This window comes from Muricoccus roseus, assembly GCF_900141905.1.
In the GTDB taxonomy this organism is placed as follows: Bacteria; Pseudomonadota; Alphaproteobacteria; order Acetobacterales; family Acetobacteraceae; genus Roseomonas; species Roseomonas rosea.
Genome location: NZ_FQZF01000048.1, coordinates 1 through 23,185, shown reverse-complemented (window position 1 = coordinate 23,185; position 23,185 = coordinate 1). Strand labels below are relative to the sequence as shown.

The window sequence follows — 23,185 nt, the reverse complement described above, 5'->3', positions numbered from 1 at the left end:
TGCATCTGCTCCATCAGCTGCCGCTCGGAGCGGACCGAGAACAGGATCTGGATCAGGCTCGCTCGGATCAGCCGCTCGGGCGCAATCGAGGGGCGGCCGAAGTCGGTGTAAAGCACCTCGAAATCGGCATCCAGGCTGGCCAGCGCCTCGTTCACCACCTGCCGGATCTTGCGCAGGGGATGCCGCGCCGGGATGCGCGCCTCAAGATCGACGTAGCTGAACAGCGACCCGCTCGTCTCGTCCGTCCCCCGCATCATCAACCCCGCGGTTGCCCTGCGGAGGTGAATCATGTTCCTCAAATCGCGTCGAGGGCCGACTTCTTCAGCAACCTGCTAAGGCCGATTGTGATATCGACGCCTTTGTCTTTCGCGCTTCCAAAGCAGTGCCCCCGATGGAAGAGTCGCGCATCTTCTGGTCTAATCGCTTCGTCTGCGCGTGAGCCCGTTATCATGCGATAGGACTCTGTCAAACTAGAATGATGTCGATTTCTCATTCCCACGTTGTAAAACTTGGCACCCTCAAGTTCGTTCAGGGCTTTGTTGAGGGCGGACAATCCTAGAAGCCGCGCGTCATACCCTACCATGTCTCGCACTTTTCTCTGGTACAGACCGTCTACCCTTTTCGATGCGCAGACGAATAAAAGATTCGTTTCTGGATTGTAGTAGAAAATAAAGATATCAAACCTGATGTCCATCAGCCTGTCATCTAAGGACCAAGCAACAGTACCAGCCTTTCGTGTGATGTAGATAGCCGAGTTTGTGGCTTCGCTAACCGAGCCATATACTTGATCGCGATCCGATCCGAAAACAGGCGTAGTCCGGATGTCGAATGGCTCTCTGAGGCGAAATACTTTTACGTGAGCGTAGGGAAAGAGCGTGTATAGAGACAAGTCGGAGAGGGCCGGAACTGTTAGATCTTGGAGAGCGAACGAATCCAGTGTTTCTCGCGTGTGGACCTCTCGTTCCAGCCGAGTTTGACTAAGATTTGGGACTATTTCAGACCATACTGCCCCTGCGCTATATAATTTTTCGGCTTCGAGCTTTATATCTTTACGAGTGGCAAGAAATGTTGCCGCCCCTAAATTCTTTCCGCTTGTTCTGGCAAATCTTCCAATGAACTGTAATGTAACCGCAAGTGAACGATGAGGTGCATGAACGGCTGCTACCTTCAGGCGAGGCATATCAAATCCTTCGCCGAGCATGTTAACGCAAATGATGCCATCGAGCTGATCATTCTCCAAGTCTGATATAGCTTGCCTTGAGTACCTCAGCGAATGACTGCCGTGCACAACACGCAACTTAAGTTGCGTATTTTCACTATAGATTTTTTCTAACTCCGAGGCTCTGGCTTTGCTGTCAGTCCGCACCATAAGAAGATGTGATTGACCGCCCTCTCTATCTAAGTTTAACTTTGCTTCGGCGGCTTTTGCGACAGCCACATCAGCTGCGGTGACATCATTCTCGTCGGCAACTTCAACCGGAACATAGTCAATGTGCCCAAATACGCCGTCCTCATAGGCTGTTCGCAAATCATAAGTGTAGATAAACTTCCCCTTTATTTCTTTATCGTCTCGCCTGAACGGTGTCGCTGTAAATAGGACTTTCTTCGCCGCGGGGAAGACGTCTAGCAGCATGGACCAGGTTGCCGCTGGGCTATGATGCGCCTCATCCACAAGGACCAAGTCGAACAGGTCTGGAGGAGGAGCTGGAACGTCCTTAAGATGAGGACTCACGCTTTGAACGGTCGCGACAACAACGTCGAACTTTCGCATCTGGTCCCAGTCCTTGGCATCTCTAACCTTGCCGGAGGTGGCCATGACCGCAGGATTTCCGATGTCAAAGGGCAGTGCGCGTAGTCTCTTCAAAACTCCAACGTTCTTGAAGTCGTCGGCGATCTGCTCGCGCACTAACCGGCTCGGAGTGATGACGAGCACTCTGGAGGCTCGGAGCAAAAACCCAGACCCTTGGAGAACAGCAGTTTTCCCCGATCCCGTGGGCATGGTTATAATCGCAGGGTCCGATCTTCTGGTGAAGTGAGAGCCTATCGCGAATAATGCTCCGCGCTGCGCATCTCGAAATCCTGGGCGACCCTCGACCTCGAGAGGAAAGGTAAGTGCTGAGTAATTTCGAGCGAAGTAAGACAAATCTTCCCTCCCGAGTTCATGCTGAACAGCAGCGCTCGCCTCTGAACCCACCAGCGCAAATTAATCTACATGTTCGTTCCGGACGGCGATTCGGGGCAAGAGTTCGCACATGGCAGGTAGTTAGGACAGTATGCGGGATTTTTCCTTGACAGTACGACTTCAGTCCTATAACGTCGGGAGGTGACTTGTAGGGAGCTGCCCCCCATGCCCCACTCCCGCCCCTGGTCCCCCCTCTCCGACGCCGAATGGGAAGCCCTCGCCCCCCACCTCCCCCTCACCGGCGCCGGTCGCCCGCTCGAAAACCCCCGCGCCCGGCTGGACGCCATCTTCCAGGCCGTCACCACAACCCTCCCCTGGCGCCACTTCCGCAGCGCCGCGGCCCGCACCGATACCCTGCACCGCCAGTACCGCCGCTGGGCCCATGCGGGCGTCTGGTCCCGCCTCCTCCGCCTCGTCGCCCGGCGCCGCGCCCCCCGCGCGCTGAAAGCGGTGGCCGATTGGGTGGCCGCCGCCCACCGCCGCAGCTACCGCCTCCTCGGCATCCCCGTCCTCACCCTCGCCCGCCGCCTCGGCATGCGGAACGCCCTGCCAGGCCCCTCCTGGATGCTCCCCAACCCCGATTTGTCCGAACTCGTCCTCCGCGCCATCCACACCCTGCTGCGCGGCCCGCTCACCCGGCGGCAAATCCCCTTCCTCCGCACCTGCCGCGCCCTTCTCCGCACCGCCGGCGGCCGCCGCCGCATACCAGCCTGCCTGGTCCCGCAATGAACCGCCTTCTTGACCCCCCATCTCGCCCCTGCGAAACCACCGCGCCGCCCGGAACCCCGGAGTTCGGCTTCCATCCACGCGACAAGAGGCCGAATCACGCCATGCGCGACAAGGGCGAGTACCTGTTCACCTCGGAATCCGTCTCCGAGGGCCACCCCGACAAGGTGGCGGACCGCATTTCCGATACGGTGCTCGACACCTTCCTGGAAGCAGATCCCTACGCGCGCGTCGCGTGCGAAACCCTGGTCACCACCAACCGCATCGTCATCGCCGGCGAAACCCGCGGCCCCGGTGACATCACGGCCGACCTCCTGATGCACGCCGCCCGCATGGCCGTGCGCGACATCGGCTACGACCAGGAAGGCTTCTCCTGGCGCAACGCCCATGTGGAATGCCACCTCCACGCCCAGTCCGCCCACATCGCCCAGGGCGTCGACGCCGCCGGCAACAAGGACGAAGGCGCCGGCGACCAGGGCATCATGTTCGGCTACGCCTGCCGCGAAACGCCGGACCTCATGCCGGCCCCCCTCTACTACTCCCACCTGATCCTCCGCCGGATCAGCGAGGCCCGCCGCAACCAGGACATCTCCGCCAAGGGCCTCCTCCCCGACGCCAAGTCCCAGGTCACCCTCCGCTATGTGGACGGCAAGCCCGTCGGCGCCACCAGCGTCGTCGTCTCCACCCAGCATGAGGAAGGCATGACCCAGGAGGACGTGAAGGCCCTCGTCCTCCCCTTCATCGAAACCTCCCTCCCCCCCGGCTGGATGCCCTCCGCCGACGAAATCTACGTCAACCCCACCGGCACCTTCGTCATCGGCGGCCCGGACGGTGACTGCGGCCTCACCGGCCGCAAGATCATCGTGGACACCTACGGCGGTGCCGCCCCCCACGGCGGCGGCGCCTTCTCCGGCAAGGACCCCACGAAGGTCGACCGCTCCGCCGCCTACGCCGCCCGCTACGTCGCCAAGAACGTCGTCGCCGCCGGCCTGGCCGACCGCTGCACCATGCAGGTCTCCTACGCCATCGGCGTCGCCAAGCCCCTCTCCATCTACTTCGACCTCCACGGCACCGGCCACGACGTGGACGAGACGAAGCTGGTGAAGGTCATCAGCGACCTGGTGAACCTCTCCCCCCGCGGCATCCGCGAGCACCTGCACCTCAACCGCCCCATCTACGTCCCCACCTCCAGCTACGGCCATTTCGGCCGCACGCCGGACGCGGAAAAGGGCACCTTCACCTGGGAACGCACCGACCTCGCGGCCGAGCTGAAGCGCGCCTTTGGCCGCTGAAGCCCCGAATCGCGTTGACGTTTTGTTCTCATTTACCTAGTGTTCACCTCGTCAGGCGCCCCCACGCCTGGCCGGCCTCCCCCAGGGCCGTGAAGAGCGTGATCTCCTAAAACGACCGAAAGGGCCGCCCCGCACCCCCTGCGTGGCGGCCCTTCCCCCATCAGGCACCACGCTCATGGCCTACGACACCACCCGCCCCTCGCCCCCCGCCGAAGGCATCCCGGACCGCCTCTACGGCCGCCGTCGCGGCCACCCCCTCCGCCCCCGCCAGCAGCGCCTCCTCGACCTCACCCTCCCCCGCATCACCCTCGCCACCCCCGAAGCCCCCCGCGCCTCCTTCCCCCTGGAAGCGGAGGCCCTCTGGCTTGAGGTCGGCTTCGGCGGCGGCGAGCACGCCCTCGAACTCGCCCGCCGCAACCCCGCCACCGCCCTCATCGCCTCCGAGGTCTTCGAGAACGGCCTCTGCTCCCTCCTCACCCACCTCGTCCCCGAGGGAGAGGAAGCCACCGCCCCCCTGCCCGCCAACCTCCGCCTCTGGCCGAAGGACGCGCGCCACCTCCTGCAGGCCCTGCCGGATGCAGCCCTCGACCGCCTGTTCCTGATGTTCCCCGACCCCTGGCCCAAGGCCCGCCACGCCAAGCGCCGCTTCGTGCACCCGGCCCTCCTGCCCCTCCTGGCCGCCAAGCTGAAGCCCGGCGCCGAGTGGCGCATCGCCAGCGACGACCCGACCTACCAGGCCTGGGTGGACGAGGTGATGGCCGCCCAGGACCTCTTCACCCCCGCCGCCCACCACGATGCCCCGCCCCCGGACTGGCCCCGCACCCGCTACGAGGCCAAGGCCCTGCGCGAGGGCCGGCACCCGCGCTACTGGATCTGGCGGCGGCGCTGAGGCGCCCGCCGAAGAACCTTGCCCCGGCCGGGCCGAGAGCCTATATCTCGCCCTCAAGACAATCCGCCTTTTTGGGGGGTGGCCTTAACGGGCCGCCTTTTTTGTTTTTTGAGCGACGAAGCACCACAGCACGAAGGCCTCGAGGCCCGCATCGCCACTGCCATCACCCCCGCGCTCGCCGCGATGGGCTATGAGCTCGTGCGCGTACAGATCCAGGGCAAGGAACGCCCGACCGTCCAGGTCATGGCGGACCGCGCCGATGGCAGCCTCATCGGCGTCAAGGATTGCGAGAGGATCAGCCACGCGGTCGGCGCCGTGCTGGACGTGGACGATCCCTTCCCCGGCGTCTGGAACCTCGAGGTCTCCTCCGCCGGCATCGACCGCCCGCTCACCCGCACCAAGGACTGGGTCCGCTTCGCCGGCCAGGTGGCGACGGTGGAGATGATCGTCCCGCAGGAGGGACGCCGCCGCTTCCGCGGCCGCATCCTGGCGGCCGACGAGAACGAGGTCCGCCTGAAGCTGGACGAGGGCGGCGACGTCACCCTTTCCCGCGGCAACATCCGCCGCGCCAAGCTGGTGCTGACCGACGAGCTGATCGCGGCCACCGCCCAGCCCGAACCTGAGGACGAAGCCGAGGAGGCCCCCCGCAAGGCCCCGAAGCGCTGGCGTCCGCCGTCTGAGAGGAACTGAGACCATGGCCGTGGACGTCGCCATCGCCCGCCCCGAGCTTCTCCAGGTCGCGGATGCCGTGGCCCGCGAGAAGATGATCGAGCGCGAAGAGGTGCTCGAGGCCATGGAGCAGGCCATGTCCAAGGCCGGCCGCGCGAAGTACGGCCAGGAGAAGGACATCCGCGCCACCATCGACCGCCGCAACGGCGAGGTGCGCCTCTCCCGCTGGACCGAGGTGGTCGAGGCTGAGCCCGTCGAGAACGAGGCGACGCAGATCCCCGTCCGCATCGCGCAGAAGATCAAGCCGGGCATTTCCGTCGGCGAGTTCATCGTCGACCCGCTGCCGCCGATCGACTTCGGCCGCATCGCCGCGCAGACCGCCAAGCAGGTGATCGTGCAGCGCGTGCGCGAGGTGGAGCGCAAGAAGCAGTTCGACGAGTACAAGGACCGCGTCGGCGAGATCATCAACGGCGTCGTCAAGCGCACCGAGTACGGCAACCTCATGGTCGATCTCGGCCGCGCCGAGGCGCTGCTGCGGCGGGACGAGACGATCCCGCGCGAGGCCTTCCGCAACGGCGACCGCGTGCGTGCCTATATCTACGACGTGCGCGAGGAGCAGCGCGGGCCGCAGATCTTCCTCTCCCGCACGCATCCGGGGTTCCTGGCGAAGCTCTTCGCCCAGGAGGTGCCCGAGATCTATGACGGCATTATCGAGATCAAGGCCGTGGCCCGCGACCCCGGCAGCCGCGCCAAGATGGCGGTGATCTCGCGCGACAGCTCGATCGACCCCGTGGGCGCCTGCGTCGGCATGCGCGGCAGCCGCGTGCAGGCCGTGGTGGCCGAGCTGCAGGGCGAGAAGATCGACATCATTCCCTGGTCCTCCGACCCCCCGACCTTCATCGTGAACGCCCTGGCCCCGGCCGAGGTGACGAAGGTGGTGCTGGACGACGAAGGCCGCCGGGTCGAGGTGGTGGTGCCGGACGACCAGCTTTCGCTGGCTATCGGCCGCCGTGGCCAGAACGTGCGCCTCGCCTCGCAGCTCACCCGCTACGACGTGGACATCCTGACCGAGGCCGAGGAAAGCGAGCGCCGCCAGGCCGACTTCCACAAGCGCACCTCGCTCTTCGTCGAGGGGCTGGACGTGGACGACGTGATCGCCGGCCTGCTCGTGACCGAGGGCTTCACCTCGCTCGAGGAGGTCGTCGAGGTCGATGACGAGGAACTCGCCTCCATCGAGGGCTTCGACGAGAACGTCGCGGCCGAGCTGAAGCGCCGCGCCCAGGCCAGCCTGGACCGCCGCGACGGCGAGCTGGACGAGAAGCGCCGGGCCATGGGCGTGGAGGATGCGGTCGGCGAGACCGGCGGCTTCACCCCCGCCATGATGGTGGCCCTGGGCGAGAAGGGCGTGAAGACGCTGGACGACCTGGGCGGCCTGGCCTCGGACGAGCTGGTCGAGATCCTCGGCGAGGACAGCGTGGACGAGGAAACCGCCAACGCCATCATCATGGCCGCGCGCCAGCGCGCCGGCTGGTTCGGCGAGGAGGAGAAGGCCCGCGCGGAGGCTGAGGCCGCCGCTGCCGCCGAGGCCGCCGCTGCGGCCGCCGCCGCCGAGGCCGAGGGTGACTTCGGGGACGAGGCGGGCGAGGCCGAGGGTGCCGACGAGGGTGCCGAGGGGGACGCCGAAGCGGGCCCCGCCGACGAGGCCGAGGCCGGCGAGGCGACGGCCGACGAGGGCGAGGAGAACGGCGACGCCCGGGCCTGATCCCCAGATTCCGCCCCCGAAAGGCGGGATGACGGCGGCCGGCGCCCCCGGCCAGCCCGACCCCGAGGAGAAGGGCCCCCGCCGCCGCTGCGTGGTGACGCGGGAGAGCCTTCCGAAGGAGGCGATGGTTCGCTTCGTGCTCGGCCCGGACCGTGTCCTGGTGCCGGACCTCGCCGGGCGCATGCCCGGGCGGGGAATGTGGTTGAGCGCGCGCGGCGATGTGCTAGAACGCGCCCTGTCCCGCGGGGCCTTCATGTTCATGAAGGCGGCCCGCGGCCCGGTTCACCCCATCCCCGATCTTCGCGAGACGATCCTCGGCGGACTCCGGCGGCGCATCCGGGACCAGGTGGGCCTCGCGCGTCGCGCGGGGCAGGCCGTGGTGGGCTTCCAGCAGGCGCGCGAATGGCTGCAGGCCGGCCGCGCCGCCCTGCTGGTCGAGGCGTCGGATGGAAGCGCCCCGGAGCGCGCGAGGCTGGTGGGGAGCCATGAGGTCCCCGTCGTCTCCGTCCTCGGGGCGGCGGAGCTGGGTTCGGTGTTCGGTCGCGATCACGCGGTGCATGTGGCGGTGGCGCCGGGCCGTCTGGCCCAGGGCATCCTGGCTGAGGCCGGGCGCCTGGCCGGGCTGCTGTCGCAGGAGCCGGTCGGCGAGCGGACCGAGGAACGGGCCGGCAGGAAGGCGCGTGATGGCGGGCAGGGCAGGGATGCGGGCCGGAAGGCTGGCACCCGCGGCCCCGCATCGCCACATCAGGCGGAAGGGGCTGGCCCTGTCGGGACCAGCCCAGCGGCTGGCCCGGACAGGACCAGCCAGGCTGGCCCGGATGGGACCAGCCATGTGGCCGGCCCGGATGGGCCCGGCCGCAAGGAGGCGCCCCGCCGGGGTGCCGGAGGCCCGGCGTCCCGGAAGGACGGCAGGCAGGGAACGCGCCCTCGGCGCGGAGGGGAGCCGGCCGTGCCAGTGACGCAAAAGCGATGAGCCGCTAGTCGGCCGGATGGCGACGGGGCGCGGGGATCATTCCCGGGCGCCCCGAAGGGCCGTGCCTCAGGGCACGGGCCCAGGGCTGCGCGCCCCCCATGGCGCGATACGGATGATGGGCCGCCCAGGGCGGCCGGCACCACGGGGCCAGAGCCCCGATCGGTGCGTTGGAGATCGGTGTGGCTGATAGCAAGCTGGATACGGAAGGCTCGAACCCGAGCGGACGGATGAGCGACGAGAACGGACAGGACCAGGGCAAGGGGCGGCTTTCGCTGCGCCCCGGCGGACGGATGGAGCTCGGCAAGACCGAGCAGGCTGGCAGCGTGCGCCAGTCCTTCAGCCATGGCCGCAGCAAGACCGTGCAGGTCGAGGTGGTGAAGAAGCGGGCCGGTGGCCCGGGCGGCGCGCCCGCGCCGGCCGGCGCCGCCCCGGGTGCGCCCGCGCGCCCGGCCGGCCCCCAGGCTGGCGGCCCCCGCGCCGGAGGCCCGCAGCGCGCGGGTGGCCCGCGTGCCGGTGGCCCCGCCCCGGCCCCGGGCCGGCCCCTCACCCAGGGCGAGCAGGCCAACCGCCTGCGCGTGCTGGAGGAGATGCGCCGCCAGGAGGCCGACCGGCAGCGCCAGGAGCGTGAGCAGCAGGCCCTGATGGTCCGCTCCGCCGCCGAGGAGGCCGCGCGCCGCGCCGAGGACGATCGCCGCGCCGCCGAGGAGGCCGCCGAGCGCGCCGCCGAGGCCCGCCGCCAGCAGGAGGAGGCCGCGCGCCGTGCCGCCGAGGAGGCGTCCCGTGCCGCTTCCGCCCCGGCCGCCGCGCCCGAGGCCCGGACCGAGCAGCCGGCGCCCGCGCCGCGCCCGGCCGAGCGTCCCGCTCCTGCGGCCGCGCGCCCGGCCCCGGCCGAGGAGGCGCCCCGCGCCGCCCCGCCGGCCCGCGCGCCCTATCAGGACCGTGGTGGCGATCGCGGTGGCTATGCCGGCCGTGACGACCGTGGTGGCGATCGCGGCGGCTATGCCGACCGTGGCGGCGACCGTGGCGGCTATGCCCCGCGCCCTGCGGCCGGTGGCGACCGTGGCGGTTATGCCCCGCGCCCGGCCCCCGGTGGGGACCGCGGCGGCTATGCCCCCCGCCCGCCCGGCGGCGCGGGCGGTGGCGACCGTGGCTATGTGATGCGCACCGGCGCCCCTGCCGGGGACCGTGGCGGTGACCGTGGTGGTTATGCCCCGCGCCCGGCCGGCCCGGGTGGGGATCGTGGCTATGCGCCGCGCCCGGCCGGTGGCCCCGGTGGGGATCGTGGTGGCGACCGCGGCGGGGATCGGGGCGGCTATGCCCCGCGTCCCTCCGGCCCTGGCGGCTTCGGCCCGCGTGCCGGTGGCCCGGGTGGCTATGGCGGCGGCGCCGGCGCTCCGCTGGCCGCGCGCCGTCCCGGCCCGGTGCCGAGCAACATTCCCGCTGGCGGCGGTGCCGCCGGCAAGCTCTCCCTGCGTCCGCGCGGGCCGGGCGACGCGCCTGTTCCGGGGATGGAGGAGGAGGGGCGCCGCGCCCCGCCGCGCCGCCTCGGCGGTGCGCCCGCGGCCGCGGCCCGCAAGCCGGTTCCCACGCCCGCCAAGAAGGGCATGAACCCGGCCGACCGGAAGCGCGAAGGCCGCATCGACGTGCAGGCGGCGATCGAGGGTGATGACGACCGTGGGCGTTCGCTCGCCTCCGTCCGCCGCGCGCGTGAGCGTGAGCGGCGCCAGGCGGAGCTGGCCCGGCTGCGTTCGGGCCAGGAGCGCGTCGTCCGCGACGTGATCATCCCCGACGTCATCACCGTGCAGGAGCTGGCCAACCGTATGGCGGCCCGCGCCGGCGAGGTGGTGAAGGCGCTGTTCCGCATGGGCGTGATGGCCACCATCACCCAGTCCATCGACGCCGACACGGCGGAGCTGGTGGCGACCGAGTTCGGTCACCGCGTGCGCCGCGTTTCGGAAGCCGATGTGGAGCAGGGCCTCGAGGGCGAGGTGGACACCGAGGAGAACCTCGAGCCGCGTCCGCCCGTCGTCACCATCATGGGCCATGTCGACCACGGCAAGACCAGCCTGCTGGACGCGCTGCGGAAGACGGATGTGGCGGGCCGCGAGGCGGGTGGCATCACCCAGCATATCGGCGCCTACATGATCCAGATCCCGTCGGGCGACCGCGTGACCTTCATCGACACCCCGGGCCACGAGGCCTTCACGGCCATGCGCGCCCGCGGTGCCTCGGTGACGGACATGGTGGTGCTGGTGGTGGCCGCGGATGACGGCGTGATGCCGCAGACCGTGGAGGCCATCAAGCACGCCCAGGCGGCGCAGGTGCCGATGATCGTGGCCGTCAACAAGATCGACAAGCCGGGGGTGAACCTCGACCGCGTGCGGCAGGAGCTGCTGCAGCACGAGGTGGTGGTGGAATCCCTGGGCGGCGACGTGCAGGAGATCCAGGTCTCCGCGCTGAAGGGCACGAATCTCGACAAGCTGCTGGAGGCGATCATCCTCCAGGCCGAGATCCTGGACCTGAAGGCCAACCCGAACCGGGCGGCCGAGGGCACGGTGATCGAGAGCAAGCTCGACAAGGGGCGTGGTCCGGTCGCGACCGTCCTCGTCCAGAAGGGCACGCTCAACCAGGGCGACATCGTGGTGGCCGGCGCCGAATGGGGCCGGGTGCGCGCGATCATCGACGACATGGGCATCCCGCTCACGGGTGCCGAGCCGTCGGAGCCGGTGGAGATCCTGGGCCTGACGGGCGTTCCTTCGGCCGGCGAGACCTTCGTCGCGGTCGAGGACGAGACCCGGGCGCGCGAGATCACCGAGTTCCGTCAGCGCAAGGCGCGCGAGAAGCAGGCCGCCGCGGCGGGTGCGGCGCGCGGCACGCTGAACGACATGCTGGCCCGCATCCAGGCGGGTGAGCAGAAGGAGGTGGCCGTCGTCGTCAAGGCGGACGTGCAGGGCTCGGCGGAGGCGCTCGGCGTCACCCTCGGCAAGCTCTCGCGCGACGAGGTCAAGGTGCGCGTGCTGCACTCGGCGGTCGGCCAGATCACCGAGAGCGACATCCAGCTCGCCAAGGCTTCCAACGCCGTGGTCATCGCCTTCAACGTCCGGGCCACCACCCAGGCGCGCGAGATGGCGAACCGCGACGGTGTCGAGATCCGCTACTACTCGATCATCTACGAGGTGGCCGACGACATCGAGAAGCTGGTGCGCGGCAAGCTCGCCCCGATCCAGCGCGAGAAGTTCCTGGGCTACGCGCAGATCCTGCAGGTGTTCGAGGTCAAGCGCCTCGGCAACATCGCCGGTACCCGCGTGACTGAGGGTGTCGTGAAGCGGGGTGCCGGCGTGCGCCTGCTGCGCGACGGCGTCGTGATCCACCAGGGCACGCTCTCGACGCTGCGTCGCTTCAAGGATGACGTGAAGGAGGTCGCCAACGGCTACGAGTGCGGCATGTCCTTCCATAACTACAACGACATCCGCGTCGGCGATCAGATCGAGTGCTACGAGACGGAGACGGTGGCGGCGGTCTGATCCGCCCCTCCTCTCTCCCGGTTTGACGATGCCGCCGCGCCCGGTTCACACCGCGGCGCGGCGGCTGCTTTTCAGGGCTCTTTCCATGCCAAAGCACACCACCGCGACCAACGCCCCCTCCCAGCGCATGCTGCGCGTGGCCGAGGAGGTGCGGCACGCGCTCTCCGCCGTGCTCGCACGCGGCGACGTGCGCGACCCCGACCTCGCGGATGCGCGGGTGACGGTGACGGAGGTGCGCGCCTCCCCCGACCTGAAGCACATGACGGTCTTCGTCTCCCGCCTTGGGCAGACGGCGGACAAGGCGCTGCTTCGCCTGCTGAAGGACAACCAGCCGGACCTGCGCCGGCAGGTGGCACGCAGCGTGCGTCTGAAGTTCGCCCCGGAGCTGCACTTCCAGGCCGATACGGCGCTCGACCATGCCATGCATATCGACGCGCTGATGCGCCGCCCGGAGGTGGCGCGCGACCTGGGGCAGCGCCCGGAGGGCGAGGAGGCCGAGGGGCCGAACGAGGATCGGGACGAGGACCGCGAAGGGACGTGACCAACCACCCCCAGCCGCCCGAGATGGCGCCGATGATCCGCACCATCGCCATGCCGCACGACACCAACCCGGCGGGCGACATCTTTGGCGGATGGCTGATGGCGCAGATGGACCTGGCGGCGGGCAATGCTGCCTCCCGCCGGGCGCGCGGCCGCTGCGCGACCGTGGCGGTGGAGGCGATGACCTTCCACCGCCCGGTGCATGTGGGGGATGAGGTGAGCCTCTATGCCCGCATCCTCTCGGTCGGCCGCACCTCGCTGCGGATCCAGGTGGAAGCCTGGCGGCGGGAGCGGCATTCGGACCTGCGGGAGCGGGTGACGGAGGCCGCCTTCACCTTCGTCGCGCTGGATGAGGTGGGGCGCCCGCGCCCGGTGCCGGCCGAGGGCAGCTAGTTCGGCCTTGCGGAACGGCAGGATCGCCAAAGGTGAAGGCCCCGGGGGACATCCCTCCCGGGGCCTTTCTCGTTCGGAGTTCCATGGATACCGCCCGCACCCCCCCGAGGATCGCCTGGGTTTGCCAGTGGCTCGACCCCTCCCTGCCCGCCAAGGAGCAGGCCGCGCTGAACCTGCGGGACACCACCGTCACCGCCCTGCGGAAGCTGGAGCCGAAGGCGGCGATCGAGAAGCTGATCGGGCTGGTGCGCGTCAACGGGGACACGTTGCTCGCACAGATCGCCCGCACGGCGCGCTTGCCGCCGGGCCAGCGGGCCATGCGCATGGTCAGCAACATCCTGCCCGCCTACAGCCACCCGGACATCCGGCCGCTCTATGACGACCCGGCCCTGCGCCGGACCGTGGAGAGCAGCCTCAAGCCGGCCGGCGAGGTGGCGCGGCAGGGCGGGGTGCGGCTTTCGATGCATCCCGGCCAGTACACGGTGCTGGCGACCGAGCGGGACAGCACCCGCGCCGCGGCGGTGGCCGATATCGAGTACCACACGGATGTCATGCGCTATCTCGGCCATGCCGGGGGCTGGCACCCCCAGGGCGCGCATATCAACGTGCATGCCGGCGGGCGCGCGGCCGGGATCGAGGGCTTCCGCGCGGCGCTGCCCCTGCTCTCCGCGGATGCGCGGGGGCTGCTGACGGTGGAGAACGAGGAAACCGCCTATGGGGTGGAGGACCTGCTGCCCCTGGCGGAGGACCTGCCCATCGTCCTCGACCTCCACCACCACTGGGTGGTGACCGGGGAGTACATGGAGCCGGACGACCCGCGCATCGCGCCGATCCAGGCCTCCTGGCGCGGGGTGCGGCCCGTCATCCATATCAGCGCCCCGAAGCCGGACCTCGTGCCGGGACAGGACCCGGAGGTGCTGCCGGACCGCGCGGCGCTGATCGCGGCGGGGGCCTCGGCGCGGGACCTGCGGGCCCATTCGGCGCGGCTGTGGAACCGGCCCCATGCCGCCTGGGCGGCGCGGCACCTGGCCTGGGCGGATATCGAGGTGGAGGCGAAGGAGAAGAACCTGGCGACGGAGGCGTTCGCGCGGGTGTGCTTTCCGGTGGGGTGATGGGGCGCTTGTGGCCCCCGGGAGGGAGAAGGAATTCTCCCTCCCGGACCCTCCCTCATCTTCTTTTGGAAGACTGCCGTGGAATGCGGGGCTGGAGGTGCGCCTGAGGTCTATGACCTCAGGCGACTGACAACGCAGCCCGTGCCCCCAAAAATGCCTGCGGCGCGACAGTGATCAGGGAATCCCCGGCAGGCTGAACGCGGGGTCCGGGGTGGCCGCTGCCACCCCGGCACGGGCGAAAGCGGAGCTTTCGCCCAGGGGTCCGGGAGGCAGCGCCTCCCGGGAGCAGCTCACATATCGAAGAACACCGTTTCCTCATCCCCCTGCAGCCGGATCACCAGCCGGTAGGTCGGGATGGGCGTGCCCTCCAGCCGGGTGGCGATGAGGGTGGGGCGGCGGCCGGCCTGTTCGATGCTGCGCAGCACCGGGTCCGCTTCCAGTGCTGCCTCGTCCTCGGGGAAGTAGAGGCGCGTGTGCAGGTGGATGTTGATGCCGCGCGCGAAGATGAGGAGGCTCACATGGCGCGCCTGGGGGCGGCCGTCGCGCCAGGGGGTGACGCCGGGGCGGATGGTTTCGAAGAACCATTCGCCGGTTTCGAAGGCGGCGCCGGCGCGGCCCCAGCCGAGGAAGTCGCCGGCATTGTGGCGGCCCTCGGAATCGGCCTGCCAGAGCTCCACCAGCGCGTCCCGCACGGGGTGGCCGGAGCCGTCGATCACCACGCCCTCGATCCGGATGCGCTCGCCGGGGCCGGTGAGGATGTGCGGGTGTTCCTGCGTGCCATAGGCCAGGCCCGCGGCCACCGGCAGCAGGCCGATATGCACATAGGGGCCGCCCGTCTGGGACGGGGTTTCCTTCAGGTATTCCACGGGCATGGCTCAGTGCCCCTCCGGCTTGTTCTCGAAGAAGGTCTGGCGGCGGCCGCGCAGCACGATGTCGAAGCGGTAGGCCAGCGCGTCGAAGGGCACGGACTGGCCCATGTCGAGCCTGGCCACGAGCCGTTCCCGCGCCGCGGCGTCGGGCAGGGTGCCGAGGATGGGGCAGAGGGGGATGAGCGGGTCGCCTTCGAAATAGAGCTGGCTGACCAGGCGCTGCGCGAAGGCCTCCCCGAACAGGGAGAAGTGGATGTGGGCCGGCCGCCAGTCGCTGCCGTTGTTGCGCCAGGGATAGGGGCCGGGGCGGATGGTACGGAAGAAGTAGTTGCCCTCTGCATCCGTCATGCAGCGGCCGCAGCCGCCGAAATTCGGGTCCAGCGCGGCGAGGTAGGTGTCGTTCACATGGCGGTAGCGGCCGCCGGCATTGGCCTGCCACACCTCCAGCAGCGTGTGCGGCACGGGGCGGCCGCATTCGTCCAGCACCTTGCCGTGGACGATGATGCGCTCGCCGATCGCCTCGCCGTCCCGGGCGTAGTTGCGGATCAGGTCGTTCTCGAGCGGGCCGAGGAGCGAGGCCCTGAAGACGGGGCCGGTGTTCTCGCCCGGGCCGGGTTCGAGGGAGACGAGGGCGCGGCGCGGGCTGCGCAGCACGCTGGTCTTGTAGCCCGGGGTGAAGGCGGGCGGGTGCGCGCCGCGGTCGCGCCGCATGATGTCGCCGCGCGGCAGCTCCGCCGGTTCAGGGCCGGGCCGGGCGAGGCCGGGCCGGGTCACGTCGATGAGACGGCTCATGGATGTTTCCTCCGGCGGGGCTGGCCCGCGCCGGGTGGATGATGCCGGCGCGCTTCGCATGAAGGAAGCGGCGGCTTACCATGCGATCCATGAACGACATCGATGCATTGGCGCTGGACGGGCACACGCTGCGGCTGTTCCTGACGGTGCTGGAGGAGGGCTCCGTCACCGGCGCGGCGGCGCGGCATGGGCTGACGCAATCGGCCGTCAGCCACGCGCTGAACCGCCTGCGCGCGCAGCTGGGCGACCCGCTTTTCGTGCAGGCCGGGCGGGGCATCGCCCCCACGCCGCATGCGCGCGCCCTGGCGGGCCGGGTGCAAGCGGTGCTGGACGGGATGCGGGAGCTGGCGCGGCCGGCGGAGTTCGAGCCCGCGCGGGCGCGGCTGAACCTGACGGTCGCGGCGAACGACTTCCAGCAGGGGCTGCTGCTGCCCGCCTTCTTCGCGCGCGTCTCATCCGCCGTGGCCGCGCTGGAGATGCGGGTGATCCCCTCCGGCGCGCCGCCGGCGGAGCTGCTGCGGACGAGGGGCTGCGACCTGCTCGTCACGCCGCTGCCGCCGCCGGGCACGGATATCGTCCAGAAGCGCCTGCTGACCGACCGCTACGCCTGCTTCTACGACCCCGTCCTGCGGGGGCCGCCGCTGAGCCGGGACGAGTATCTGGGCTCCCGCCACGCGACCGTCGTGCACCCCGAGGGCGGGGCGCTGGAATTCGACCGGCGGATGGAGGCGCGTGGCGTGCGGCGGGACTTCGCGCTGCGTGTGCCAGGCTTCGCGGATATCGCGGCCTTCCTGCGGGGCAGCACCCTGCTGGCCACCCTGCCCGGGCTGCTCCGGCGATCGGCCATGCAGGGCTTTGCGAGCGTGCCGGTGCCGCTGGGGCCGGGGACACGGGCGATGGAGCCGCTGCCGCTCTACCTCGTCTGGCACCGGCGCGACCAGCTGGACCCGCGCCATGCCTGGCTGCGGGGGGTGATGATGGAGGTGGCGGCGGAGCTGGGGGAGTGACGGTCTGTCCCGGGGAGAGGAAGAAGGAATTCTTCCTCTCCCCGGACCCCTGACCATCATCTTCTTTTAGACGTTTGGAATCACTCGGCTGATGGTGCGCCTCGGGTCATCGACCCGAGGCGACTGCAAAGGCAGGACCGGGGGCAGAAACCCCTTCGATCAGGGTATCCACGGCAGTGAGATGGGGTTCCAAGGGCCTCAGGCCCTTGGGGGGGGGAGGGCGGAGCCCTCGCCAGAACCAGACCCGCCAAAGGCCACGCAACCCTCGTCCGCGCCGATGCCTCTGGGCGTTGCGCGCCCCCCGGTGCTAGACGCGCGCCCTTCCGGCTTGCGCGAGCGGGCCGGGGCGAGATGGGATGACCGCGTTCGCGCTGGTCCGGAACGACGAAGGGCAGGCCGAGCATGGCAGGGCAGGGTGGGCATCGCGGGCGGCAGAACCGCAAGCCGAAGGGGCGGCCGCTGGATGGCTGGCTGATCGTGGACAAGCCCAGCGGCATGGGTTCCACCGATGTGGTCACCAAGTTGAAGCGGGCTTTCGAGGCGCAGAAGGTGGGTCATGGCGGCACGCTGGACCCGCTGGCGACCGGCATCCTGCCCATTGCCTTCGGCGCGGCCACCAAGGCGGTGCCCTATGTGATGGACAGCACGAAGGTCTATCGCTTCACGCTGAAGATGGGCGACGAGCGGGATTCGGACGATGCGGATGGCAAGACCATCGCCACCTCCGACTATCGCCCGACGAACGAGCAGCTGGAGGCGGCGCTGCCGGCCTTCCGCGGCGACATCATGCAGGTTCCGCCGATCTATTCCGCCATCAAGGTGAATGGCGAGCGCGCCTATGACCTGGCGCGCGAGGGGCAGGCGGTGGAGCTGCAGCCCCGGCCGGCGCGGGTGGATGCCTTCGAGCTGGTGGAGCGGGTGGACGACGACACGGCCATCTTCCACGTGCAGAGCGGCAAGGGCGTGTACATGCGTTCGCTGGCGCGGGACCTGGCGCGGGCGGCGGGCACGGTGGGGCATATCGCGGCGCTGCGGCGGCTGCGGGTGGGGCCCTTCCGGGAGGAGAATGCGATTCCGCTGGACAGGCTGATCGTTACGGAGGATACCCCGCCCCCTTCGCCGGCGCTTCTGTTGCCGGTGACGACCGCGCTGGACGACATCCCGGCACTGGCCGTCACCGAAGCCGAGGCCGCCCGCCTGTCATTCGGCCAGGAATTGTCCCTGGTCGAGTTCATGGGCCGGGTTCCGCAGGCGGCCAACCCCGATGGGGGTCTGGTCCGCGTGCTGTCGGGGGAGCGCCTGATGGGATTGTGCCGGTTGGGGGAGGGGCTTCTCCGCCCCGAACGCTGGCTCGCCCGCGGCGATCGCTGAACCCTTCTCTTAGGACATCCCGATGTCGATGATCACTCCGGAGCGCCGCCAGGCGCTCATCAAGGAATACGCGACCGCTCCCGGCGACACCGGTTCGCCCGAAGTGCAGGTCGCCCTGCTCTCCGAGCGCATCTCCTCGCTGACCGAGCACATGAAGGCCCACCCGAAGGACTTCCACTCCCGGCGTGGCCTGCTGGTGCTCGTCGGCCAGCGCCGCGGCCTGCTGGACTATGTGAAGCGCAAGAACCAGCAGCGCTACGAGAGCCTGATCGGGCGCCTCGGCCTGCGCCGCTAAGGTCTTCGGGCCTCTCATTCGAAGGGGCCCCCGGCGAGAGCCGGGGGCCCTTTTGCGTTCGGGGCTCCCGGCTTCGGCGATTGCCCCGGCTTCAGCGGCCCTGCCAGACCGGCTTGCGCTTCTCCAGGAAGGCCGCGACGCCTTCCTTGAAGTCCGCGCTGGTGAAGGTCAGCGCCACCATGTCGTCAGCATTCGCGCCCCCGACGGCCTGTTCGCGCAGGCGCTTCAGCGTGGTCTTGGCGGCGCGGAGGGTGAGGGGGGCGTGGCCGGCGATGGTGCGGGCCAGGGCCTCGGCCCGGGCCAGAAGGGCCTCCTGGTCCGGCAGCACCTCCGTCACCAGCCCTAGCGACTTCGCCTCCTCGGCCTCCACCAGCCGGGCGGTGAAGATCAGCTCCAGCAGGCGGGCGGGGCCGAGGAGGGCGGAGAAGCGGGCGTAGTTGCCCAGCGAGAGGGTGTTGCCCAGGGTGCGCGCGATGGGCACGCCGAAGCGCATGGTGCTGGAGGCGATGCGGATGTCGCACACCCCCGCCACCCCCGCGCCGCCGCCGGTGCAGGCGCCGTTGATGGCGGCGATGGTCGGCTTGGGGCAGTCCTCGATGGCAGAGAGGACACGGCCGATCCGCTCCTCGTAGTCCAGCGCGTGCTGGGCGGTGGTGAAGGTGGTGAACTGCTGGATGTCGGTGCCGGCGGCGAAGGCCTTGGCGCCGCCGCCGGTGATGATCCAGGCCTTCACGGCCGGGTCCTGCCCGATCTCGGCGGCCTTGGCGGCTAGGCCCTCATACATGGCGAAGGTGAAGGCGTTCATCGCCTGCGGGCGGTTGAGGGTGGTCAGCAGGATGCCGCCCTCGCGCATTTCGTGGATCAGCTCGTTCTCGGGCATCGATCGTTTCCCCTTTTCCGGCGGGGGAGGGTGCCCAAGGGCGGGGAGGCGCGAAAGAGGGTGCGGCCGATTGCCGCGATTTCACCGAGCCGCCATGCTGCGCGCATGCCGGATGCCGTCCCGCCCGCCGCGCCTGGGCTCGAGGCGCTGATCGCCGATGTGTCGCACCGCTATGCCGGCGCCTCGCGCTTCACGCGCAACTTCGTCCCGTCGAAGCTAAAGCGGGACCCGGCCACGGCCGCCATCCTCGGCCTCGCGCAGCGGGTGGGCGGGTTCGGGCATGTGCTGGACCTCGGCTGCGGGCGCGGGCAACTTGGCCTGGCGCTGCTGGTTTCGGGCGGGGCCTCGCAGGTCACGGGCATGGATATCGACGGGGTGAAGGTGGCCGAGGCGCAGGCCGCCGCGCGGCGCCTGCCGGCCCGCTTCGAGCGCGCGGACCTGGCGAAGGCGGCGCTGCCGCCCGTGGACACGGCGCTGATGGCCGATGTCCTCTACCAGCTTCCCGACGGCGCGCAGGTGCCGGTGCTGGACCGCATGGCGGCGGCGGCCCGGCGGCGGGTGGTGATGCGGCTGTTCGACCCCGAGCTGGGCTGGCGCAGCGCGCTGGGCATGGCCATGGAACGGGCCGGGCGGGCCCTGCGGCGGGACGGGGCGGCGGTCGAGCCCATGCCGGTTTCCGCGGTGGTGGCGCGCTTTGAGGCGGCCGGGTTCCGCTGCACCGTGCGGCCCTGCTGGGCGGGGACGCCGCTGCCGAACGTGCTGCTGGTGGGGGAGCGGGAGGGTCTGGGCTGACGGTCGGTCCCGGGGAGAGGAAGAAGGAATTCTTCCTCTCCCCGGACCCCTCACCTTCTTCTTTTTCTTCAAGTTTGGAATCACAGGGCTGACGGTGCGCCTGAGGTCTAGGACCTCAGGCGACTGCAAAGGCAGGATCGACACGCTGTAACCAGAGATCCCTTCAGTCCGGGGTATCCACGGCAGTCAGACGGGGTTCCAAGGGCCTCAGGCCCTTGGCGGGTGGAGGGCGGAGCCCTCCGCGCGCATCACCCCACCCCCACCACCCAATCGCGCAGAGGCCGCCACAGCACCGCCTCCGCCTTCATGCCGGCGGCCATGCCGATATGGCCGGCGGGCACGTCCAGCACGGTGGCGGCGGGCAGGCGGGTGGCGAGGGCGCGGGCGCTTTCGGGGGGGACGATGCGGTCTCCGCGCGGGATGGCGAGGAAGGAGGGGCCGCGCCAGGCGGTGGGGTCCACCGGGGCGCCGGCGATGCGCCAGGCGCCGCGGGCGGGGGTGTTGTCGCCGTACCAGCCGCCCAGGCATTCGCGGGCCACGGGGGCGGGCAGGGGGATGCCGTCGTTCAGCCAGTCCTCCAGCGCCACGAAATGCGCGGCGCGGGGGGAGGTGGGGTCCAGCCGGCCGAAGGTGCGGAACTTCCGGGCGATGCCGAAGGGGTCCAACCCGGCGAAGAGGAGTTGGATGAGGTCCACCGGCAGGGCGCCGGTGCCCGCCAGCAGGGGTTCGAGGCCGGGCAGCAGGGCCGCGGCGCCGCGGGCGCGGGATTCGAGCTCCGGCCCGCCCGCGTGGAAGTCCCAGGGCGTGGCGAGGAGGGCGAGGCCGCGCACGAGGTCCGGCCGGCGCTGGGCGGCGGCGAGGGCGAGCAGCCCGCCCATGCAGTAGCCGACCAGGGTGAGCGGGCCGCCGGTGGTGGTGGCCGCAGCCGCGATCGCGCGTTCGAGCCGCCCGGCGATCCAGTCGGTCAGCGTCAGGTTGCGCTCGGCGGGGCCGGGGGTGCCCCAGTCCAGCAGCAGGGGGCGGATTCCCTCGGCGGCCAGCCAGCGCAGCATGGAATGGCCGGGCATGAGGTCCAGCACGGTGGCGCGGTTGATCAGCGACGGGATGACGAGCGCCGCCGGGCCGGTGCCGCCGTAATCCAGCAGGCGGGCGGGGCCTTCGGACCAGAGGGCCGGCGGGTCGGGCAGGTCGCGCCGCCAGGGATGGGCACGGTAGGCCGCGATGCCGCGGATCAGCGCCGCGTCGTCCCGCCATAGCCGTTCCCAGACGGCGGCGCGGAGGGCGGCGGGGTCAGCGGCGGCGGGGCTTCGGAGGATCCTGTCGCGTTCCGCCCGCGCGCTCGCCGAGCGCGGCGCGAAGCCCGGCCAGCTCGCGTTCCAGGGCGTCGAGCCGGGCGTGGAGGGCGTGCTGCCCCGGTTCGCCGGGCCCGGGATCGCCGCCAGGGCGAGCCAGGCCCGGTTCATCGCCAGGGTGAGATGCGCTGGCAGGGGGCGCGGGCCGCGGCGGGGGGTCATGCGGCGAGGGCTCGTGTGGCGGTTTGGGCCAGGCGGGTTGCGGCGGAGGCGCCGGGGACCAGGGCGGGGTGGGCGCGGGCGGCCACATGAAGGCGGCGGGCCAAGGCGGGGTGGGGGGACCGGCAGGCGGCGGGGGGGGGGACCAGGGCCAGACTGGCGCGGCTGGGCCCGGGGTGGGCGGCGTGGTCCAGGCCCGGATCCAGGGGGCGGCGGTGGCGGCCCAGCCCGCCATCAGCTCGGGATCGGTGGCCATCGCGGCCATCTCGCCCTGCCAGAGGGCGATCCAATCGGCGGCCAGGCGCGCCAGGTCGGGTTCGCCCGTCTCCGTCCCGCCGTTGTCCGAACCGCTCATGCATTCTCCGGCTGGTATCCCCGAACCCGCGCCACCTCCGCCAGCCTTTCCGGGGCAGGCGGAGGCCATCCGCCGCGAAGCGGCTTCCGCAGCGCGGCACGGCGGGTCTAGCATCGCAACCCGGCCCGGCATCAAGGCGGCAACCCGCCCCGGGCGCAAGAACGGGAAGCGGACCGGGCCCTATCCCGTAGGAGGACGACCACCCATGGCCGAGCGCGCCGCGCCGCAGGACCCGACCCAGGACAACACGGCCCGCCCGCCCGTGGTGGTGAAGAAATACGCCAACCGGCGGCTCTACAACACCGAGACCTCCTCCTACGTCACGCTGGAGGATCTGGCGGGCATGGTGCGCCAGGGGCGGGACTTCACCGTTTCCGACGCGAAGTCGGGCGAGGACATCACGCGGTCCGTCCTCACGCAGATCATCGTGGAGGAGGAGAGCAAGGGGCAGAACCTGCTGCCCATTCCCTTCCTGCGCCAGCTCATCGGCCTGTATGGCGACAGCCTGCAATCCGTCGTGCCCCGCTACCTCGAGGCGACCATGGGCGCCTTCGCGCGGCAGCAGGAAGGCATGCGGCGCGCGACGCAGGAGGCGATGGGCGGGGCCATGGGCGGCTTCAACGCCTTCGCGCCCTTCGAGGAACTGGGCAAGCAGAACCTGGCGATGCTGGAGCGCGCCATGACGCTGTTCTCCCCCTTCCCGCGCGGCGGCACCGCGCCGGCCTCGGCCGAGCCGGCGGATGAGGTGGAGTCGATGCGCGAGGAAATCGCGGCGCTTCGGCAGGAGCTGGCGACGCTGCGGCAGGGGCGCGGGAACGAGGCTGGCTGAGAGGGTTCTGGTCTGTCGGTCTGTCCCGGGGAGAGGAAGAAGGAATTCTTCCTCTCCCCGGACCCCTCACCATCATCTTCCTTTAGCAGGTCGCTGAATTACTCGGCGTTCTGGAGCGTTTTCCCGTCGGAGGGACCAGCGGCTTTGCGCGTCCGGCCCGTTCCTACGAGCGGCATGGACGCCGGATGCCGGTTTTCGGCTTCATGCTGCCAGCAGCCGGGGCAGTCGGGCCAGGTTGTTGGCGACCATCGTCAGGATGAAGCGGGATCGCACGCGTTCGATGCGACGATAGACGGTCTGGGCCATGCCGCCGACGGTCTTGGCCCAGCCGAAAGCCTCCTCGATGCGCTTGCGGTGTTTCTGGGACAGGGCATGGCTCTCGTGCCGGGTGGTGCGGCCGTCGATCGCTGAATGTCGCGATT

Annotated in this window: 22 protein-coding genes and 1 pseudogene; 16 read left to right on the top strand and 7 right to left on the bottom strand. The window is 70.2% G+C overall.

Going from position 1 to position 23,185, the window contains the following annotated elements:
- Together BUB97_RS24005 and BUB97_RS24000 are read right to left on the bottom strand one after the other, a co-directional pair.
- Positions 1-254 (bottom strand): transposase (locus tag BUB97_RS24005; RefSeq protein WP_139281342.1); only part of this gene is annotated, 254 nt, incomplete at its 3' end.
- 41 nt (positions 255-295) lie between these two features.
- Positions 296-2,194 carry a DEAD/DEAH box helicase gene (locus BUB97_RS24000; protein ID WP_245818441.1) on the bottom strand — a complete coding sequence of 633 codons (1,899 nt, stop codon included), beginning with the start codon at positions 2,192-2,194 and terminating at the stop codon, positions 296-298.
- A 153-nt stretch (positions 2,195-2,347) separates the two neighbouring features.
- Here BUB97_RS24000 and BUB97_RS23995 point away from each other — a divergent pair, with 153 nt between their 5' ends.
- From BUB97_RS23995 to BUB97_RS23950, 11 genes and pseudogenes are all read left to right on the top strand, one after another.
- On the top strand, positions 2,348-2,911 hold the full coding sequence (locus BUB97_RS23995) for a transposase (protein ID WP_073140063.1): 564 nt from the start codon (positions 2,348-2,350) through the stop codon (positions 2,909-2,911).
- A 101-nt stretch (positions 2,912-3,012) separates the two neighbouring features.
- Positions 3,013-4,200 carry a methionine adenosyltransferase gene (gene metK, locus BUB97_RS23990; protein ID WP_073140060.1) on the top strand — a complete coding sequence of 396 codons (1,188 nt, stop codon included), beginning with the start codon at positions 3,013-3,015 and terminating at the stop codon, positions 4,198-4,200.
- A gap of 175 nt (positions 4,201-4,375) precedes the next feature.
- Entirely contained in the window at positions 4,376-5,089 is a 714-nt protein-coding gene (gene trmB, locus BUB97_RS23985) for a tRNA (guanine(46)-N(7))-methyltransferase TrmB (protein WP_073140056.1), read from the top strand.
- Between the two features lie 78 nt (positions 5,090-5,167).
- Positions 5,168-5,779: a ribosome maturation factor RimP gene (gene rimP / locus BUB97_RS23980; protein WP_086062524.1), complete on the top strand. Its 612-nt coding sequence runs from the start codon at positions 5,168-5,170 to the stop codon at positions 5,777-5,779.
- 4 nt (positions 5,780-5,783) lie between these two features.
- The gene (gene nusA / locus BUB97_RS23975) at positions 5,784-7,520 is read left to right on the top strand and encodes a transcription termination factor NusA (RefSeq protein ID WP_086062523.1); all 1,737 of its coding nucleotides are present in this window, start codon (positions 5,784-5,786) and stop codon (positions 7,518-7,520) included.
- Between the two features lie 28 nt (positions 7,521-7,548).
- Positions 7,549-8,493 (top strand): RNA-binding protein, encoded by a 945-nt coding sequence (locus BUB97_RS27105; RefSeq protein WP_086062522.1) that lies wholly within the window; start codon positions 7,549-7,551, stop codon positions 8,491-8,493.
- A 227-nt stretch (positions 8,494-8,720) separates the two neighbouring features.
- Positions 8,721-8,867 (top strand): annotated as a pseudogene (locus BUB97_RS27510) (translation initiation factor IF-2 associated domain-containing protein); the annotation flags it as partial.
- Between the two features lie 213 nt (positions 8,868-9,080).
- Complete coding sequence (infB, locus tag BUB97_RS27415) at positions 9,081-12,017, top strand: translation initiation factor IF-2 (RefSeq protein ID WP_456306347.1); 2,937 nt, start codon at positions 9,081-9,083, stop codon at positions 12,015-12,017.
- A gap of 85 nt (positions 12,018-12,102) precedes the next feature.
- Positions 12,103-12,558, top strand: coding sequence for a 30S ribosome-binding factor RbfA (gene rbfA, locus BUB97_RS23960; protein ID WP_073140072.1), 456 nt, complete (start codon positions 12,103-12,105; stop codon positions 12,556-12,558).
- A gap of 23 nt (positions 12,559-12,581) precedes the next feature.
- On the top strand, positions 12,582-12,950 hold the full coding sequence (locus BUB97_RS23955; RefSeq protein ID WP_073140069.1) for an acyl-CoA thioesterase: 369 nt from the start codon (positions 12,582-12,584) through the stop codon (positions 12,948-12,950).
- A gap of 83 nt (positions 12,951-13,033) precedes the next feature.
- The gene (locus BUB97_RS23950) at positions 13,034-14,062 is read left to right on the top strand and encodes an apurinic/apyrimidinic endonuclease family protein (protein WP_073140047.1); all 1,029 of its coding nucleotides are present in this window, start codon (positions 13,034-13,036) and stop codon (positions 14,060-14,062) included.
- A 290-nt stretch (positions 14,063-14,352) separates the two neighbouring features.
- Here the strand turns inward: BUB97_RS23950 and pcaG are convergent, their stop codons facing one another.
- Entirely contained in the window at positions 14,353-14,934 is a 582-nt protein-coding gene (gene pcaG, locus BUB97_RS23945) for a protocatechuate 3,4-dioxygenase subunit alpha (protein ID WP_073140044.1), read from the bottom strand.
- A gap of 3 nt (positions 14,935-14,937) precedes the next feature.
- Positions 14,938-15,723, bottom strand: a complete 786-nt coding sequence (gene pcaH / locus BUB97_RS23940; RefSeq protein ID WP_073140041.1) for a protocatechuate 3,4-dioxygenase subunit beta — start codon at positions 15,721-15,723, stop codon at positions 14,938-14,940.
- Between the two features lie 89 nt (positions 15,724-15,812).
- On the opposite strand from pcaH, the gene BUB97_RS23935 reads away from it, so the two are divergent.
- From BUB97_RS23935 to rpsO, 3 genes are all read left to right on the top strand, one after another.
- Positions 15,813-16,730: a LysR family transcriptional regulator gene (locus BUB97_RS23935; protein ID WP_086062521.1), complete on the top strand. Its 918-nt coding sequence runs from the start codon at positions 15,813-15,815 to the stop codon at positions 16,728-16,730.
- 402 nt (positions 16,731-17,132) lie between these two features.
- Positions 17,133-18,101: a tRNA pseudouridine(55) synthase TruB gene (gene truB, locus BUB97_RS23930; RefSeq protein WP_073140035.1), complete on the top strand. Its 969-nt coding sequence runs from the start codon at positions 17,133-17,135 to the stop codon at positions 18,099-18,101.
- Positions 18,102-18,123: 22 nt separating this feature from the next.
- The gene (rpsO, locus tag BUB97_RS23925; protein ID WP_073140032.1) at positions 18,124-18,396 is read left to right on the top strand and encodes a 30S ribosomal protein S15; all 273 of its coding nucleotides are present in this window, start codon (positions 18,124-18,126) and stop codon (positions 18,394-18,396) included.
- 91 nt (positions 18,397-18,487) lie between these two features.
- Here rpsO and BUB97_RS23920 read toward each other — a convergent pair whose 3' ends face one another.
- Positions 18,488-19,276, bottom strand: coding sequence for an enoyl-CoA hydratase (locus BUB97_RS23920; protein ID WP_073140028.1), 789 nt, complete (start codon positions 19,274-19,276; stop codon positions 18,488-18,490).
- 105 nt (positions 19,277-19,381) lie between these two features.
- Here BUB97_RS23920 and BUB97_RS23915 point away from each other — a divergent pair, with 105 nt between their 5' ends.
- A complete protein-coding gene (locus BUB97_RS23915; protein WP_073140025.1) occupies positions 19,382-20,068 on the top strand; it encodes a class I SAM-dependent methyltransferase in 687 nt (228 codons plus the stop codon).
- A gap of 248 nt (positions 20,069-20,316) precedes the next feature.
- Here BUB97_RS23915 and BUB97_RS23910 read toward each other — a convergent pair whose 3' ends face one another.
- Positions 20,317-21,582, bottom strand: coding sequence for an alpha/beta fold hydrolase (locus tag BUB97_RS23910; RefSeq protein ID WP_073140022.1), 1,266 nt, complete (start codon positions 21,580-21,582; stop codon positions 20,317-20,319).
- A 557-nt stretch (positions 21,583-22,139) separates the two neighbouring features.
- Here BUB97_RS23910 and phaR point away from each other — a divergent pair.
- Positions 22,140-22,763 (top strand): polyhydroxyalkanoate synthesis repressor PhaR, encoded by a 624-nt coding sequence (gene phaR, locus BUB97_RS23905; protein WP_073140019.1) that lies wholly within the window; start codon positions 22,140-22,142, stop codon positions 22,761-22,763.
- 201 nt (positions 22,764-22,964) lie between these two features.
- Here phaR and BUB97_RS23900 read toward each other — a convergent pair.
- On the bottom strand, positions 22,965-23,185 hold a 221-nt coding region (locus BUB97_RS23900; RefSeq protein ID WP_175562731.1), incomplete at its 5' end, for a transposase.

What these genes read in the sequence shown, in the direction of transcription:
- BUB97_RS23995 (WP_073140063.1), top strand. Translation starts at nt 2,348, where the DNA reads ATGCCCCACTCCCGCCCCTGGTCCCCCCTCTCCGACGCCGAATGGGAA.
- metK (WP_073140060.1), top strand. Translation starts at nt 3,013, where the DNA reads ATGCGCGACAAGGGCGAGTACCTGTTCACCTCGGAATCCGTCTCCGAG.
- trmB (WP_073140056.1), top strand. Translation starts at nt 4,376, where the DNA reads ATGGCCTACGACACCACCCGCCCCTCGCCCCCCGCCGAAGGCATCCCG.
- nusA (WP_086062523.1), top strand. Translation starts at nt 5,784, where the DNA reads ATGGCCGTGGACGTCGCCATCGCCCGCCCCGAGCTTCTCCAGGTCGCG.
- BUB97_RS27105 (WP_086062522.1), top strand. Translation starts at nt 7,549, where the DNA reads ATGACGGCGGCCGGCGCCCCCGGCCAGCCCGACCCCGAGGAGAAGGGC.
- infB (WP_456306347.1), top strand. Translation starts at nt 9,081, where the DNA reads ATGCGCCGCCAGGAGGCCGACCGGCAGCGCCAGGAGCGTGAGCAGCAG.
- rbfA (WP_073140072.1), top strand. Translation starts at nt 12,103, where the DNA reads ATGCCAAAGCACACCACCGCGACCAACGCCCCCTCCCAGCGCATGCTG.
- BUB97_RS23955 (WP_073140069.1), top strand. Translation starts at nt 12,582, where the DNA reads ATGGCGCCGATGATCCGCACCATCGCCATGCCGCACGACACCAACCCG.
- BUB97_RS23950 (WP_073140047.1), top strand. Translation starts at nt 13,034, where the DNA reads ATGGATACCGCCCGCACCCCCCCGAGGATCGCCTGGGTTTGCCAGTGG.
- pcaG (WP_073140044.1), bottom strand. Translation starts at nt 14,934, where the DNA reads ATGCCCGTGGAATACCTGAAGGAAACCCCGTCCCAGACGGGCGGCCCC.
- pcaH (WP_073140041.1), bottom strand. Translation starts at nt 15,723, where the DNA reads ATGAGCCGTCTCATCGACGTGACCCGGCCCGGCCTCGCCCGGCCCGGC.
- BUB97_RS23935 (WP_086062521.1), top strand. Translation starts at nt 15,813, where the DNA reads ATGAACGACATCGATGCATTGGCGCTGGACGGGCACACGCTGCGGCTG.
- truB (WP_073140035.1), top strand. Translation starts at nt 17,133, where the DNA reads ATGGCAGGGCAGGGTGGGCATCGCGGGCGGCAGAACCGCAAGCCGAAG.
- rpsO (WP_073140032.1), top strand. Translation starts at nt 18,124, where the DNA reads ATGTCGATGATCACTCCGGAGCGCCGCCAGGCGCTCATCAAGGAATAC.
- BUB97_RS23920 (WP_073140028.1), bottom strand. Translation starts at nt 19,276, where the DNA reads ATGCCCGAGAACGAGCTGATCCACGAAATGCGCGAGGGCGGCATCCTG.
- BUB97_RS23915 (WP_073140025.1), top strand. Translation starts at nt 19,382, where the DNA reads ATGCCGGATGCCGTCCCGCCCGCCGCGCCTGGGCTCGAGGCGCTGATC.
- BUB97_RS23910 (WP_073140022.1), bottom strand. Translation starts at nt 21,582, where the DNA reads ATGACCCCCCGCCGCGGCCCGCGCCCCCTGCCAGCGCATCTCACCCTG.
- phaR (WP_073140019.1), top strand. Translation starts at nt 22,140, where the DNA reads ATGGCCGAGCGCGCCGCGCCGCAGGACCCGACCCAGGACAACACGGCC.